This window comes from Microbulbifer sp. ABF4_143, assembly GCF_056160225.1.
Window position 1 is genome coordinate 17,756 of record NZ_JBSWWT010000006.1, and the last position, 18,329, is coordinate 36,084.

Here is an 18,329-nt window from a genome sequence, read left to right on the forward strand (position 1 = left end):
GCGCTTGTTGGCTTTGTGCTTGCCTGTTGCGGGCTCCTGTTTGCGACGCCAGAGGCATTGGCAGACCACAATTGTCCGACCAATCCCGACGATCCCAGATTTTTCAATATTCTCGATCACCGTTACAGTGACAGTTGGTGCACGCTCTGTGGCGATGGACAGGTGACCATAGAGATCGATGTGCCGGGAATCCGCAGTGGTGGGCAGGGCACCCAGCATATTGAGAATATCGTCATCACCGAAAATCTCGGCACCTCTGATCTCGAGTATATTCCGGGCTCCACAACCGTGAGCTCGGGGGTGGTGCTGAGCGAGCCCACCATCAGCGGCAACACCATTCGCTGGGACCAGACGAATCTCTCCGCTCTGGCGGCCCGCAACGAAAACACCACCATGACCATTACCTTCGGTGTGCGCAGCCGCGCCGACCGCGAGGAGGAGCTGGTCACCAACAACCGTACGCTGAACGCGACGGCCTCGTTCGACTACTGTGCCTCCCCGCGAACCACCGATACTGACAGCATGGAGTTGGATATCCGCGAGCCGATTCCGGATTTGGACAAGCGCGGCCGCAACGTCGACGCCGGCCAGACCAACTACACGAACAATGTCTACGGCAATATCAACGACGACGTGATCTGGCGGATCCGCATCAGCAACAGTGGCGATGCGGATATGCAGGATGTGCGCTTCGACGATTTGATGTCCAACCCGAATATGGATATCAACTACGCCTGTCCCAGCAATGCGGCGGCAGAGGCTGTAGCCAACAACAACGGCGTAGATCCGGGCGGCACTGGTTGCGTGCCGGCCGGTAACGACATCGATGACTTCGAGCTGGACAACCAGTTTTCCAGCGGTCCCGGTAGGGTCGATGTACGCGCGGGCAGCAGCCGCGATATCTATCTGGTGGGCAAGGTCAATAGTTCCTGCAACAACGGCACCAACAGGGCTTCCGACCTGGAATGGGGCTGTGAGATTGACGGCGACACCGGCGTAGGTGGCATCGACGACCCAGCGACGGCCGGCCCTCCCGGTGCCGACTCCGAGGAGATGCGCACTGTCTCCAGCGGCGGCCTGCGGATAGTCCAGCAAATCACCGGTACCAACCTGAGCCAGCCCCTGGGCGCGGCGGGTTTTGTGACCATCACTATCAATAACCAGACAGGGGGATCGGTCAAGGATATCCAGTTCGTCAGTGACCTGCCGGATGAGTATGTGGTGGATACCACCTATACACCGCAGATTGTCGCCATCAATCGCGGCGTGGACGGCCACGCTGCCAATTATTCAGGTACCCGTTACGGTGAGGTGGACACGCTGCAGTGGCGTGTCGGTTCCACATGGAATCAGTGGGATTCAGATCCGCTGAACAACAACCGGCCGGAATTCCGCCTGCTGAGCGCGGATGGCAGCAGCGACGTGCATCCGAATTATCCCGATCAGAAAAATATGATGCGGCAGGGTGATGAGGTCATCATCCGTTTCCGCATCGTTACCACCGAGCCCAGCTTCTACGACAAGATTGCGGACCTGGATATCGAAGAGGAGTCTGCGGCGAACGGAAAAGATCCGAACAGCAATATCTCCCTGGCCGACAATGTACTGAGTATCGACTACGAGGACTTCTGCCCCAGCACCAACCCGCCCACTCAGGTCGAGAACCAGTCCGTTATTCCGGACCCGGAAGATCTGGATGTGTCAACCGTTTATCCGCTCTATATAGTGCGCGACAGCGGCACCTCGGACCTGACCGTGGATATCACCAACAACGGCGGCCACGATGCAGATGACTACGCGGTGTATGTGACCTTCGGCGAGGCGATGAGAGTGCTCGGCAACGACCGCGCCTGTACCGCATTGGGCAACCCGAACCCGGGAACTGTTCCGGCACACCCGGTGTGGAACAAACCGGATTTTCTGCCCGCGTCGGCGACTGTCTACCGCTGCACCAGCGCCAACCTCGGCGGGGTCATAGAGCCTGGCACCACCGAGCGGGTGGTATTCCAGGTGGAGAAGAACCACGGCGCCACCGACGACGACCTCACCTTCCGCGCAGATGTCGTCGGTGAAATCACGCTGCACGACGGGAGCCGGTTGACTTTCCCGGCCCCGGCGAGCCTCGCGGACACGACGCCCAACCAGCAGCTGGCCAACAACTACACGCTGGACGGCATGCGCGCGCGGGTGATGGGGTTCAACCTGGTCAAGGAACGCTCGGATCAGTGTAACGAGCTGACTGCGGAGGCCGGCTTCCCCAATGACAGCGTGTTGATCGGCGAGGAATGCCGTTTCGAGATTCAGGCCGGTGGTTGGTTCGGTTTCGACACTCCCGGATTTACGCTGATCGAGGTGCGCGATATCGACGTGCAGGACGATCTGCCGGACGGACAGGGCTATATCAACGATGCGCCGCTGACCTGTAGCGATGTGACACTGCCGCACCCGGTGTCCCAGTCCAACTGCGTGGTGATTCCCCCCGGCGATATTACCGAGGCCGGCGGTCTGAATATTCCCCTGAGCGAAACGGACCTGCTGTGGGATATTTCCACCAGCATCACTGAGCGGGATCGCTGGTTCCTCGCGGATATGACCACGCGGTTGTTGAACGACCCTGTGGATACGGTGAATACGGACCCCAATCAGCACGCCAATGCAAGTACAGACTATGCCCGCGCCCAGTTCACCGCGGTGTTCGATACCGAAACCATAGTGGTGGACAACTACAACACCAGCGGCATTCTGACCAATATCGACGGCGTGCCCACTACCGTGCCGGGCTTCCCGGATATCAGCGAGTGGTCGGAATCCGTTACGGTTACCGAACCGCATATCGAGGTGGACAAGAAGGTCTGTAACGAAAATCTCTACGGCTTCGGTACCGGCTGCAGCAACTTCGTCGACTTTACCAACGAGGGCCACCGCGACCAGACCTATATCTTCCGCCTGACCCTGACCAATCGCGCCGCGGACAACGGCGTCGCCCGCGCGCCGGCCTACGACCTGGTGGTGACTGACACCCTGGATGCCTCTGGACAGATGTGTGTGCAGCCGCTGGATGCCGACGGCCTGGACAACGACGCTGACGGCACTTCGGAAACGGGAAAAGGCAATGACGGCTGGGTGGGTACCAGTGCCGGAGCCGACGATTACAGCGAGGCGGCGCACTGTGCCGACGGCGGCACCCCGGCCATAGTCACCTTCTCCTACGAGCACTCGGATGCGTTGAAGCGCTTGAACCCGGGCGAGTCGGTGACCCTCTACTACCGGGTCAAGCCGCACCAGTCGGTGGCGCCGCTGCAGACCTTTACCAACACCTTCTTCGCGCGCTACGACAGCCTCGAGGGGGATTTCGGCAACCAGACTGCCCCGCAGATCGACAGCGATGCGGATAACGACGGTGTCGGCGACGGCACCCCCGCGGCCGGCCGCGCGCGCCACTACCAGACTGCAGACGCGACGGCGCAGATGCAGATTATCGAAGTCAAGGCGGAGCCGAAGCAGGCACTGGCGCTATCCAGCGGCACCGCCAGCGGCGGCAACCGCGATACCGCCGTGGTGGGCGAGGAGATCCGCTACCAGCTGACCGCGCAGATACCCGCGGCCAAGCTGCGCAACTTTATTATCCGCGACGAACTGCCGGCGGGTATGCGCTGTATCGAGGGGCAGGTGGTGGACCTGGATGCGGCGCCCTACGATGCGGCCGGCTTCGTGCCCGGCGGCAGCTTCGCGCCCACCTGTACCAGCACCGGCAGCAATGACTATATCGAGTGGAATTTCGGCGACCAGGAGCTGACCACGGTCAGCGGCAGCCTGTTCGCCTTCCCGGTGGAGTTTATCGCCCGCATCGAGAACAGCGCCAATACCGATAACGGCGATGTGCTGGTCAACGGCGGCAGCGGCACCGTTGCGGAAGTGCGCTATGTGGATGAGAGCGGCAACTTGGTCGTGGTGCCCTTCGACGCCCACGAGGTGGAGGTGCTGGAGCCGAATATCCAGCTGACCAAGTCCTTCGCCGTCGCCAACAGCGATGCGGACGATATCCTCACGGTCACCGTGACCGCGGAAAATACCGGTACCGCCAATGCCTACAACCTGCAGGTGCTGGACGACCTCAGCGGCAAGAAACTGACGTTCCTGCAGGCCTCGGGCGTTGCCGGCACGGACCCGCCCAACAATATCGACACGACCACGATCGGCCCCAACGCGCCCATCTTCAGCTGGAACCGCGGCAACGCCGCTTACACCATTGCCCCGGGCGAGACCAAGTCCTTTACCTTCCAGGTGCAGGTGGATCAGGACGTAGAGCCCCACGAGATTCTCGACAACACCATTCAGGCCCGCTGGCAGTCGCTGCCGGGTCGGGATGTGGCCCTCAACAGCACAGGCAGCATCGGCACCGACGGCGACCCCGACGGCATGCGTATCGGTGTGCTGCCGAACGCCGGCGACGGGATCAACGATTACGAAACCAACGCTGCGGCGCAGACCGAGGTCCCGCCGCTGCAGTTCAGCAAGACGGATCTGGACCCGTCTGTGGTACCCACTATCGGTGCGCACAAGCGGTTCCAGCTGGAAATTCAGCTGCCGGAGGGTGTCAGCCAGATGGTCGCGGTCACCGACCAGCTGGGCAGCCCGGAAGGCTATGTGCTGAGCCACAATGCCGACTACGACATCACTTATGAATTTATCGGTATCGAACAGATCAACGGTCAGGCGCCGTCCGAGGCCGCGTTCAACGGCTTCCCGGCCGACGGCACCGCCGGCAATGCCACCTGGGATATAGGCAGCGTCGATACCGCCAGCGAAGACGACACAGCCGCGAGCGCGCTGGTTCCGACCATCCGCATCACCTATTTCGCCCGCGTCGAAAACGACCTGGCCACCAATGCCGGTGACAGCCGGCAGAACGGCGCGGCGCTGTCCTACAGCAACGGCGAGAGCGGCGCGACGGAAAACCTGAATGACAACACCGGCGCGGTAACCGTGGTGGAACCGCAGCTGGCCATCGGCAAGGCGGTCAGCAATGCCAGCAACCCGGGCAACCTGCCGGTGGGTGGAGACGTACTGGAATACGCGATCACCGTCACCCACGATGGCAGTTCCAGCGCGGATGCCTTCGACCTGAACCTGGTGGATACACTGCCGCCGGAGCTGCGCTTCGACAGCAGCTTTACCCCGACCGCGGAAATCGACGGCACGCCGGTGGCCGGCTTTGTCGCCACGCCGACTGGCGCGCCGGGCGGCCCGCTGGTCTGGGGGCGCGACAACGGCGACAGCAGCCTGGACCTGCCGCTGGGGGGCACCCTGGTACTGACCTATCGCGCCGAGGTGACCGGCGTCTTCGGCCAGCCGATCAGCAACAGCGTGATGCTGGACTGGACCTCCCTGGACGACAGCAGCATCAACGACACCGCCTACGAGCGCCACGGCGCCGGCTGCCCGACTGTTTCCGCTCCGGACGACTACTGTGCCGGCCCGGCCGAGGCCAGCATCGATACCGTCGATAACACCAGTATCGCCAAGACGGTGATCGCCGATACCGACACAGATACCGCCGTCGGCGAGATGCGCGTCGGCGATCTCGTCACCTACCGCCTGGCGCTGAACCTGCAGTCCGGCACCACGCCGGCGGTCACCGTTCAGGATCAGCTGCCGGCGGGTCTGGTCTTCGAATCCGTGCTCAGTGTCAACGGCGATACCGCCGCCCCCTACAACGACAGCCTGAACGGCTTTACCTACTCGGCCAACAGCGTACCGACGCCCGGCGCTACCGGCACCGTGACCTGGGATCTGGGGGATATCACCAGCGAGTTCGGCAACACGAATAATTTCATTATCGAGTACACGGCGAAAGTTACCGAGAATGCCGGCATAGGCGCGCCCAGCGCGACGCTGACGAATACCGCCCGCCTCGATTACAGCGGTGCCGCATCGACACTGCAGGACGACGCGACCATCACGGTGCTGCAGCCGGTGATCGACGGCCTGACCAAGACAGACGCCACCTGGCCCACCTCCCATATGAATGTGGACCCGGCCAACGACGTCATGCAGTTCACGCTGCACGCCTGTAACACCGGCCTGGCGCCGGCCTACGATCTGTCGCTGACCGACGACCTGGCCACGCAGATGGACGAAGGCTCCATCGCCAATATGCAGGTGACCGTCGACGGCAGCCCGCTGGCTGAGGGCACCGACTACACCTACATTGCCCCGGCCGCGCGCGGCGGCGACATGCGCTTCGAGTTCAACATGCCGATCGCCGCCGGCGCCTGCCTGGATATCTACTACGAGATAGGTTTCCACACCGATATCGGCGGCGGCGAGTCATGGGTCAATACCTTTACCGTCGACGACTACTGGTCGCTGCCGGCGGAGTCCGGCCAGCAATACGGCCCAGTGCCGCTGCCGACCGCCTACCCGATGGGCACCGCGGCCACCAGTGTGACCGCGCCGCAGAAAACCCTGCAGAGCGCCGCTAGCGCCGCGGTGGGCGAGGAAGTGGTCTATCGCATCCAGGTACCCGGCAGCGCGACCACCGCGGCCATTTACGATGTCAATGTGACCGATAGCCTCGATCCCAGCCTGGAGCTGATCCAGGTACAGGAGATCAATGGCCGCGCCTATACCGACAATAGCAGCGGCAACGCTATCGCCCTGGCGCTGGATATGATTCCCGCCGGGCAGGTGGCGATTTTCGAGGTGCGCGCGCGGGTGGCCAACAATGCCACTGCCCAGGCGGGTCACAGTGTCGACAATATCGCCAGCTACACCTATGCGGAATTCGACGGCGGCGCCGCACAGCCCGGCGGCTCCGGTACCGCACCGACACTGACCATTGTCGAGCCGGCGCTCTCCCTGGTGAAAACCCTGGCCAACCAGACCAATCCCGGCAGCGCCCCGGACGCGGGCGATCTGCTGCGCTTCACCCTGGACCTGAGCGCCGCGGGCAACCCGGAAAACGCCGATGCCTTCGACCTGAGTGTGCTGGAGCAGCTGTCCCTGGGGCTGGAATTTGTCAGCGGCAGCGCCAGCTTCGGCGGCAGCCCGCTCGCCGATCCGCTGATCAGCGGCGACGGTATCAATAGCGCGCAGACCCTGACCTGGAACCGCGGCAACAGCGACCTGGATATCGCCGCCGGAAGCAGCAGCCAGCTGGTGTTCGACGCGGTGGTGCTGGACAGTGCGCTGGCCGCCGCCGACCTCTCCGGCAGCAGCCGCATCGAGTGGACCAGCCTGAACGACGACAACGGCAGTCTCTACGAGCGCAACGGCAGCGAGTCGCCGGCGCTGAACGATTACGTTATTAAAGATGAAATTGTTCAGCTGACCGCCGCCAACGACAGCAGCATCGCCAAGACCCGCGTGGATGACTCCTACGGCAGTGGCGATGCCCAGCTGCGTATCGGCGACTTCGTCGAATACGAACTGCGCTTGGCCCTGCCGGAGGGCAGCGCGCCCAACGCGGCTATTGTGGATAGCCTGCCGCGAGGCATGGTGTTCGACCGCACCCTGGCGATCAATGGCGACACCAGCGCGCCGTTTACCGCAAGCGCGCCCTTCAGCCACGACGATATCGCCGAGCCGGTGCAGGGCGGCGACCCGGCCGCGGGCCCGACCACGCTGACCTGGACTGTCGCCGACCTGGTCAACGCCGGCGACAACAGCGCGGCCAACGACGAATTTGTTATCCGCTACCGCGCGCGGGTGTTGAATCGGGATGTGCACCCCTGGCCGGCCAACAATACGCCGCTGACGAACAACGTCGATTTCACTTTCGACGCGGCCACAGGCTCCGAGAGCCGCAGCGACGGCGAGACCCTGGACCTGCTGCAGCCGAACCTGTCGCTGTCGCTCAGCGCCAACCCGGCGGACGGCAGCACCCTCGCGCCCAACGACACCGTCGATTACACCGTAACCATTACCAACAGCGGTTCGGCGCCGGCCTATGATCCGGTGTTCCGCGACACCATTCCGTTCGGCCTGCGCCAGGGCGGTGTCAGCGTGCAGTCGACCACAGTCAACGGCGCGCCGGTAGCCGACCTGGCGCCGGCCTTCGATGCATCCACCGGCGAGGCCGTGTGGAACTTCGGCACCGGCAGCGCCTATGCGATAGATCCGGGCCAGAGCCTGGTGATGACCTACCGGGTGCAGGCGGACGCCGACCTGGGCGCCGGCCTGAACCTGCAGAACGCCGCCTTCGTCGAAGTCTACTACTCCCTGGATGGCGACGATCTGCCGGCGCTGGGCGATGCCTCCGCGACAGTGGATATGCGCGAGGACTACGGCCCCACCGCCACCGAGAGTGTGCAGTTCAATACCCCCAACGCGGCGCCGCTGCTGATCGAAAACACCCAGCCCAGCGCGTCCATCGGCGAACCCTTCCGCTACCGGATCACCATTCCGGAAACGGCGCAGACTACGGCGCTGCACGATGTGCAGATCCGCATGGACCTGGCTGCTTCCGCAGCGGATCTGGTGTTCGTCGACGCGGTCAAGGTTTCCGGCAGCGCGGCCTTTACGCCGGTCAATACCGGTTCCGGCACCGATCTGGTGATCGAGGACACCAGCAGCGGCATAGACGTGCCGCCGGGCGAGCAGGTTGTGATCGACGTGACGCTGCGTTTGCGCGACAGCAATCCGCCCAATGTGGATGGCCTCGCCTTTAACAACAGCGCCAGCTACGCCTACAGCTACGAAAACGACAACGCGGCTGCGGGACAGGGCGCCGGTGCCGGCAATACCACTGCGGATATGACCGTGGTGGAGCCGACCGCGCTGACCCTGAGCAAGTCCGGTCCCGCCAGCGTGCAGTCCGGTCTGCCGGGCCGCTTTACCCTGGATGTGCACAATATCGGTACCGGTCCGGCCTGGGATATTTCCATTACCGATATCCTGCCGGACCAGGATCCCGGCCCGGGCGGTATGTGCGAGACGCCGCCGGCGAACTTTGCCGCACAGATAGTCGACGGCAGTGGCAATACGGTCGCGACCCTGAATGCCGGCGAGCACTTCAACACCGCCTTCGATGCGGACAGCTGCACCCTGACGGTGACCACTCTGGGTGCCGCCGCGGCTGTGCCCGCGGATCACCGCCTGCTGTTCAGCTACGACGCCTACCTGGATGCGGACACCGTCGACGGCGATACCTTGACGAATATCGCCGGTGTGGAGCTCTGGCACAGCTGGGACAGCAGCGGCCCGGATGCGCGGCAGTATCTGCGCGCGGCGCCCACCGACGGTACCCCGGGCACCCTCGACCACGAGGATGCCTATACGATCAGTGCCGCGGTGCCGAAAGTTTCCTTCCACAAGGCGGTGGAAAATGTCACCGCCGGCCAGAACCCGGCCAGCCTCGCCACCCCTGGTGATCTGCTGCGCTACACATTGACGCTGACCAACCTGAGCAGTGTCGATGTGGACAATATCCAGATCACCGACGACCTGGGCCGTCTGAACAGCCTGCCGCTGTTCGCGCCGGGCTCCCTGGCCAATATCGTCGTGACCGGCGGCAGCGACAATTCCGATCCGAACGGCGGCACCCACGGCAGCGGCCTGCTGGATCTGAGCGGTCTGAGCCTGGCGGCGGGCGACAGCCTGCAGGTCAGCTACGAAGTGACCCTGGCTGCCGCAATCGACAGCGGCACCGCGGTGCTGAACCAGGCCCAGGTGCAGCTGCCCGGCCAACTGCTGCAGGACAGCGACGATCCGAATATCAACGGCGCCGACGATCCGGATGTGGCCGGCGACGAGGACCCGACCCGGGTGATTATTGAATCCGCGCCGCAGCTGCTGGTGCAGAAGACCTCGGCGGATATCACCGGCGATCCGGATCTGCTGATGCCCGGCGATACCCTGCGCTATACGATCCGCGTGGAAAACACCGGCAATGAAAATATTGTCGACGCAGTGCTGCGCGACCAGGTACCGGCGAACACCACCTATGTGGCCGGCTCCACGACGCTGAACGGTACTGCGGTCGGCGATGTCGGCGGCAGCACGCCGCTGGCCGCGGGCATGGCGATCAACTCTCCGGGAGAGGCGGAGGGCTTCGTCGGCGCGGCGGCGGCCGGTGCGGCGCCGGTGATCGTCACCTTCGATGTGACCATCAACGACGTCAACGACGGCACCATCATTTCCAACCAGGGTTTCGTCAATGGTGCAGGCGCCGGCAGCGGCGCCTTCGAGGAGGTGCCGTCCGACGACCCGGCCACCGATGCGCCCAGCGATCCGACCGTCGATATCGTCGGCGATCTGCCGCTGCTGATCGCGCACAAGACGGTGGAAATCGCGGTGGACAACCTGTCCCCGGGGATCGTCGATCCGGGCGATGTACTGCGCTACACGATTGCCGTTACCAACAGGGGCGGCGTGGATGCGACCGAAGTGGCGCTGACCGACCAGATGCCGGCCAACACCACCTATGTGGCCGGCAGCACCACCCTGAACGGTATGGCAGTGGCGGACAATGGCGGCGGTACCTCGCGCCTCGAGGCCGGCCTGCCGATCTCTTCCGACGACCTGACGCCGCCGCTGCCCGGCGCCGACGAGGGCGTGATTACCTCAGCGCGCACGGCGACGGTGACCTTCGACGTGATGGTCGATGCGGGCACGCCCACCGGCACCGTGATCAGCAACCAGGGCAGTGTCTACACGGCGGAACTGCCGCTGACCCTGACCGATGCCGACGGCAATCCGTCCAACGGTGCCCAGCCCACCGAGGTGGTGGTCGGCGATGCGCAGCAGCTGTCGATCACCAAGGAGGTGGCGGTTGTCGGTGGCGGCGCGGCGGAGGCCGGTGCGACTCTCGAGTATCTGGTCAAGGTCACCAATATCAGCGCGGTGCCGGCGACCTATGTAACCATCACCGACGACCTGTTGGTGGCCGGTGAGAATGTGCTCACTTACGTCGCCGACTCCGCCATGCTGAACGGCCAGGCGGACGGCATTGTGGTAAACGGCTCGGTCATCAGCGCGGACTTCGCCGCGGTCTACGGCGAGCTGCAGCCGGGTGACACCGCGACTCTGCGCTTCCAGGCAAAACTCTCCGAGAACCTGGAAATCGGCTACCGGGTGCTGAACACCGCCGAGGTGCAGTGGAACGATCCGCCGTCCAGCAACCGGGCCAGCGTCGCGATCGACGTGGGCGGCACGCCGGGTATCGCCAACCTGAGCGGCTACCTCTGGCACGATGTGAATTTCAACGGCCAGCGGGATGCCGAGGAGCGGCTGCTGCCGAACTGGACAGTGGATCTGTATTTCAACAATGCATTGCTGGAGACGCTGCAGAGCGACGACAGCGGCTACTTCCAGTTCGACGGCCTGGTGCCCAACTACGACAGCGCCGCGGGCGGCCCCAGCTACGAGCTGCGATACACGGCGCCGGACGCCGGTGAAAACACCGCGTCCCTCGGCAACGCCAGCTCGGACTTCACCAACGGACCGCAGCGCATCGGCGATATCTATGTCGGTTCCGGCGCGAATCCGCAGAACCTGAACCTGCCGATTGCGCCGAACGGCACCGTCTACGATTCGGTGCTGCGCCAGCCGGTCGCCGGCGCCACGCTGACGATGCTGCGCGCGGCCAGCGGCCAGGCGCTGCCGGAGCGCTGTTTCGATGACGAAAAACAGCAGAACCAGGTGACGCTGCCCGGCGGCTACTACAAGTTCGATATCAACTTCAGCGATGCCGCCTGTCCGGCCAACGCGGACTACCTGATCCGGGTGCAGATGCCCGGCGACGACTATGTCGCCGGCGAGTCCCTGATCATTCCGCCGCAGACCAACGCGGACACCGCCGGTTTCGACGTCGGCGCCTGCCTCGGCAGCGCCGCGGACCGGATTCCGGGCACGGCGCAGCACTGCGAAGTGCAGCTGTCCGAACTGCCGCCGCCGGTGGACCTGGACGCGCGGGATGCGGGCACCGACTACTACCTGCGCCTGACCCTGGACGACAACTTGATTCCGGGCGAGAGCCAGCTGTTCAACAACCACATTCCGGTGGACCCGCAGCTGGAGGGCGCTCTGTCGATCACCAAGACGGCCGCGCTGCTGAACGTGACCCGCAGCCAGCTGGTGCCCTACACCATCACCTTCGGCAATACCCTGCCGGTGCCGCTGACGGACCTGCGCCTGGTGGACTTCTTCCCCGCCGGCTTCAAGTACGTCCCCGGTTCCGCGCGCCTCGACGGCGAGGCGCTGGAGCCGCGGGTGGATGGCCTGCAGCTGATCTGGGAAAACCTGCGCGTGGAGGCGGAGCAGACCCGCGAGGTGAAACTCTTGCTCGTCGTCGGCTCCGGTGTCGGCGAGGGCAAATACGTGAACCGCGCGCGCCTGTTCAACCAGCTGTCCGGCCAGGCCGCCTCCGGCGAGGCCTCGGCCACGGTGCGCGTGGTGCCGGACCCGACCTTCGACTGTACCGATGTGATCGGCAAGGTCTACGACGACAAGAACATGAACGGCTACCAGGACAGGGGCGAGGGCGGTGTGCCCGGCGCGCGGGTGGTGACCGCCACCGGCCTCAACGCCACCACCGACGCCCACGGCCGTTTCCATATCACCTGTGCGGTGGTGCCGGATCGGGACCGCGGCTCCAACTTCATTATGAAACTGGACGACCGCAGCCTGCCCAGCGGCTACCGCCTGACCAGCGAAAACCCGCGCGTGGTGCGCGCCACCCGCGGTAAGGCGATCAAGGTCAACTTCGGCGCGAGCCTGCACCGCGTCGTGCGCCTGGATATGGCCGAGGCGGTGTTCGAGCCCGGCACCACCGAGCTGCGTCCGCAGTGGCACTCGCGCACGGAACTGCTGCTGGAAAAACTGAGCGAGGCGCCGTCGGTACTGCGCCTGGCCTATCTGGCGGAAAACGAGGAGCCGCGCCTGGTGGACAGACGCCTGCAGGCCATCAAGGCGCAGATCGCCGACGACTGGGCCAGACACTACGGCGACTACGAATTGACCATTGAAACCGAAATCTTCTGGCGGCGTGGCGCGCCGCCGAGCAAGGGAGGATTGGAGTAATGTCCTCTTCAAAATACGGAATGCGGAATGCGGAATGCGGAATGAAGAAAATAGGGCCTAGGAAATTCCGTAGGATGGGCAAAGCGCAGCGTGCCCATCAGTTCCCGGTTGATGGGCACGTCGCTCCGCTCCTTTGCCCATCCTACGAGACATCCGCCCCCGTAGGAGCGGCCCATGGCCGCGATCGCCGCCTGGCCGCGGCACTGGCCCTGTTCCTGGCACTCCCGGCCTTCGCCCAGGAAGCCGAACAGCCCCAGCCCGAAGAGGCCCCCTGGTGGCAGCTGTGGAAAAAAATCCCCGGCCTGAGCCCTGAGGTGGAAGAGCCGGAGGTCACTTACGAGGAAAAGCCCATCGGCAGCAACACCGAGTCCATGCTGCTCGGCCAGCCGCGCCGCCAGTGGCTGCAGGACGCGACGCTGTTCGTCGAGCCGCCGGAGCCGGTGATCGAGGAGAATATTATCGAACCGCTGTTGTTCCGCGAGGTGGACGATGAGATCGCCGCGGAGGCGGTCGAGGCGCTGAAGGAAAAACTCACCGAGCTGGGCGAAAAACCCAACCTGAAACTGACCTTTATCGGTCACACCGACAGCGACCCGCTGAACCCGCAGCAGTTGGCGGAATACCTGGACAAGCAGGAATTCACCAGCGCCCGTGCCCAGCGGGTGGCGGAGTTCTTCCAGCTGGCGCTGGAGCTGCCGGAGGAGATGGTTGCCTTCGAGGGCCGCGGCGACGCCGAGCCGGCCGCGGACAATATCACCACCGCAGGGCGCGAGCTGAACCGCCGCGTACAGGTGCAGGTCAGCTACGACCCGCTGGACGAGGCGGCCATGGCGGAGCAGGCCCGCGCCCAGGCGCTGGCGCTGAACCGGGTCAAGGTGTGCCGCCAGGAAACCGTGTGCCGTCTGCACTACACCGCCGGAACCGAACAGCGCGCGCGCCTGAAAAACCTGGTCACGCCGTTGCGGCTGGCGCCGGGCCAGGTGGACCTGCCCGAGGCCTTCGTGCGCCGCATTCGCGAGGTGCGCGCCAATCTGGCGGACAAGAACAATCTGGTGATTCACTTCGTCGGCCACACGGACGCGCTGCCGCTGCCGGAGGGGCCGGCCAAGCTGTACAGCGACCATATGGCCCTGTCCCGCGCCGAGGCCAGGAGAGTCGCGCTGGCGGTGCGCGACGCGCTGAACCTGCCGGACTCTATGGTAACCAGCAGCGGTGTGGGGGCGACCCAGCCGATCGCCGCCAACGATACCCCCAAGGGCCGCGCCCTGAACCGCCGCGTCGAGGTGGAGTTCTGGTACGACGACCCGCTGGAGACGGCCCTCGACGGCGTGCAGGCCTGCCCCGAGGCGGCCGCGGCCGAAACCATCACCATCGCGCACGAATCCCCGACCGGCCCGATAGCGCCGATCCGCTTTGAAAACGGCGATCCGCAGATATCCCCGTCGCAGCTGATGCGCATGAAGAGCGCCATGGCGGAAGTGGCGGGCAAGGCCAATGTGCGCCTGAGCTTTATCGGCTACAGCGACAACGAGCGCATGGAGCGCCGCGAGGCGATGGTCTACGGCGACGACGTCGGACTCTCCGCGGCCCGTGCGCGCCGCGCCATGGAGCAGGTACAGCAGCAGCTGAATCTCAGCGACGCGCAGGTGGCGTTCGAGGGGCGGGGCTTCGTGCAGTCCGACGACGTGGTGGCCACCGGCTTTGTCGAGCTGGATGGCGCCCGCGTGGAAGTGCAGGTGCTCTACGACGAACTGGCGGTGCTGGCGGACAAAGACCGCCTGGAAATCGAGCGCATCGAGCGCGAGGCCCTGGCCCACAATCCCTATGCGCTGAACCTGATGCGTATCACCGTGGACGGCGCCCCGGAGTACGACCCCTACAGGAACTCCGCCGACCTGCAGCGCTGCACCGACGTGGCCCTGGAAAGTGCCAATATCCAGTTCCGCTTCGACAACAAGAAGATGCAGCCGCGCCTGAATGTCACGGCTTTCCCCAGCACCATCCGCTACGCCGACGATCCGGAAACCGAGATCGCCGACAGCCGCGTGCAGTTTAAGAGCTACAGCAACTACCCGTCGTTTATTGAGCGCGCCGAGGTGCGCCTGTTCGAGGAGGAACAGTCACCGCGCGACCTGCCGCTGGCGGTGGTCGAGCTGGATGAGAACGGCGAGGGCGAGTGGCAGGCGGAATTCGAGCATTTTCAGGCGCCGCTGAAAAAGATCCAGTACCTGCTGCGGGTCTACGACGACCAGGGCCGCTACGACGAGACCAGGCCGCAGACACTCTGGGTGGTGGATCGCGTTGACGATGCCGAGGCAGGTGCCGACCCGCAACAGGAGCTGCTGGTGGGCTACGGCGAGAACCGCCTGGCGCGCCGTAATATCCCGCTGGACGGCAACACGGTACTGGTGAACGGCGCGCAGATTCCGCCCGGCCACACGGTGTGGCTGGCCGGCAATCCGGTGCCGGTCAACGACAAGGGCCAGTTTGTCGCCGAGCAGATTTTCGAGCGCGGCATGCACACAGTGGAGGTCGCGGTGCTGGACGGCGAGGGCAACGGCGAGCTGTTCCTGCGCGACCTGCAATTCGCCGGCGACGACTGGTTTACCGTCGGTATCGCCGACCTGACCATCGGCTACGACAAGACCAACGGCCCGGCCAGGCTGGTCACCGGCGACGAGAGCCACTACGACAATTCCGTCAGCTACGACGGCCGCTTGGCCTTCTACACCAGCGGCGGCTTCGGCGACGGCTGGCGCCTGTCCGCCAGCGCGGATACCGAAGAGGGCCCGGTGGATGAACTCTTCTCCAACTTCCTGGAAAAATCCCCGGACGCGCTCTTCCGCCGCCTGGACAGCGACCTCTACTATCCGACCTTCGGCGACGATTCCACCGTGGTCGAGGACGCGCCCACCTCCGGCAAGTTCTATGTGAAATTGTCCAAGTACGACGACTACGGCCTGTGGGGCAATTTCAAGGCGTCCTACACCGACAACGAGCTGGCCCATATCGACCGCGCCCTCTACGGCGCCAGCGGCCACTACGAGAGCGATGCCGTGACGGAATTCGGCGAGAAGCGCTTCCAGGTGGACGCCTTCGGCGCCGAGCCGGGCACCATCGCCGGGCGCGATGAGTTCCGCGGTACCGGCGGTTCCCTGTATTTCCTGCGCCACCAGGATATTCTGAGCGGCTCCGAGCGGCTGCGCGTGGAAGTGCGGGACAAGGACTCCGGCCTGGTGCTGGGGGTGAAAAACCTGACCCCGGTGATCGATTACGATATCGATTACATCCAGGGCCGCGTGCTGCTGAACAAGCCCCTGTCGGCGCTGGCCAACGACAATCTGCTGATCCAGGACGGCTCCTACAACGGCAATCCGCAGTTTTTGGTCGCGCGCTACGAGTACACGCCGGGCTTCGAGGAGATGGACACCCTGGCCTTCGGCGGCCGCGCCCACTACTGGTTCGGCGACCATGTGAAGATCGGCCTCAGCGGCACCCGGCAGGACGAGGAGGGCAACGAGACCGAGCTGCAGGGCGTGGACCTGACCCTGCGCAAGAGTGCCGGCAGCTGGCTCAAAATTGAAGTCGCGGACAGCCAGGGCGGCAACCTCGACAGCGTCAACTCCTACGACGGCGGCTTTACCTTCGATCGGCAACAGGCGCTGGACCCGGAGGCGAAGGCGGGCGCGTCCAAGGTGGAGGCCAGCCTGCAGCTTTCCGACTTCTTCGCGGGCGCGCGCGGCTCCGGCACCCTCTACCACCAGCAGCGCGAAGCCGGCTTCTCCGCGCCGGGGCAGTTCGTCAACGGCGACACCACCCAGTACGGCGCCAGCGTGAACCTGCCCATCGGCGAGCGCTTCGATGTGGGCCTCAAGGCGGACAGCAAGGAAGAGGAGTTCGGCCTGCAGACCAGCGCCGTGGATCTGATGGTCGGCTACCGCATCAACGAGCGCTGGCGGGTGAACGCCGGCGCCCGCGCCGATACCCGCGAGGATTTCTCGCCGGTGGTACCCGCCACCCAGACCCAGGGCGACAGGACCGATATGGCGGTGGAGGCCAGCTATGACTCCGGCGAGAACTGGAGTGCTTTCGGTTTTGTGCAGGGCACGGTGGAAGTGACCGGCACCCGCGAGGAGAACAACCGCATCGGCCTCGGCGGCGCCTACCGCGTGAGTGAGCGCCTGACCCTGGACAGCGAGCTGTCCGGCGGCGATACCGGCACCGCAGCGCGCCTCGGCACCGACTACCTGGTGACGGATCGCACCAACCTCTACCTGAACTACACCCTCGACAACGAGCGCACCGACACCGGCGTGCGCGCGCGCAAGGGTAATATGAGCACCGGCTTCCGCAGCCGCTACTCCGACAGCCTGAGCATCTACGGCGAGGAGCAGTACAGCCACGGCGACGTCTCCACCGGCCTGACCCACGCGCTGGGTATGGACCTGGCCCCGAACGACCGCTGGAGCTACGGCACCTCCGTCGAGGCGGGCACGCTCGAGGACCCGCGCACCGGCGCGCAGACGGACCGCCGCGCGGTGGGCCTGAACATGGGCTTCAGCGACGGCGACATCCGCCTCGCGTCCGCGGTCGAGTACCGCACCGACGCGATGGAGACACCGGTGGACGCCGATACCGTCACCGAGTCGGAGCGCGACACCTGGCTGCTGAAAAACACCCTCAGCTTCCAGATCAATCCGGACTGGCGTTTAGTGGGCAAGCTGAACTACTCGGACAGCAAGAGCTCCCAGGGCGAGTTCTACGACGGCAAGTTCACCGAGGCGGTGATGGGCTACGCCTACCGCCCGGTGGACAACGACCGCTGGAACACGCTGCTGAAATACACCTACTTCTACAATGTGCCGACCCGGGATCAGGTCACGGTGGCCAATACCTCCGCGGAGTTTATTCAGAAGAGCCATATCTTCTCCGTCGACACCAGCTACGATATCAGCCGCCGCTGGACCCTGGGCGCCAAGTACGCCTACCGCCTCGGCCAGCTGAGTCTGGACCGGCAGGACCCGGAGTTCTTCGACAGCCGCGCCAGCCTGTACGTGCTGCGCGCCGACTGGCACTTCGTCAACCGATGGGACCTGCTGATCGAGGGCCGCATGCTCGACCTGCCGGATGCCCAGGACCGCAAGAGCGGCGCCCTGATCGGCCTCTACCGGCATATGGGCAAGCACCTGAAGGTCGGGGTGGGCTACAACTTCACTGACTTCTCGGACGACCTGACGCAGCTGGATTACGACAGCCAGGGGGTCTTCCTGAATGTGATCGGCAAGCTCTGAGTTGGTTCGATGGGC

2 protein-coding genes are annotated in these 18,329 nt (G+C 64.6%); both read left to right on the top strand.

The window, feature by feature from the left end; all coding sequences use genetic code 11:
- Positions 1-162: 162 nt before the first annotated feature.
- Positions 163-13,023, top strand: a complete 12,861-nt coding sequence (locus ACXAF3_RS06175; RefSeq protein WP_475111419.1) for an isopeptide-forming domain-containing fimbrial protein — start codon at positions 163-165, stop codon at positions 13,021-13,023.
- Positions 13,024-13,097: 74 nt separating this feature from the next.
- Complete coding sequence (locus ACXAF3_RS06180; protein ID WP_475111420.1) at positions 13,098-18,314, top strand: OmpA family protein; 5,217 nt, start codon at positions 13,098-13,100, stop codon at positions 18,312-18,314.
- Positions 18,315-18,329: the final 15 nt, after the last annotated feature.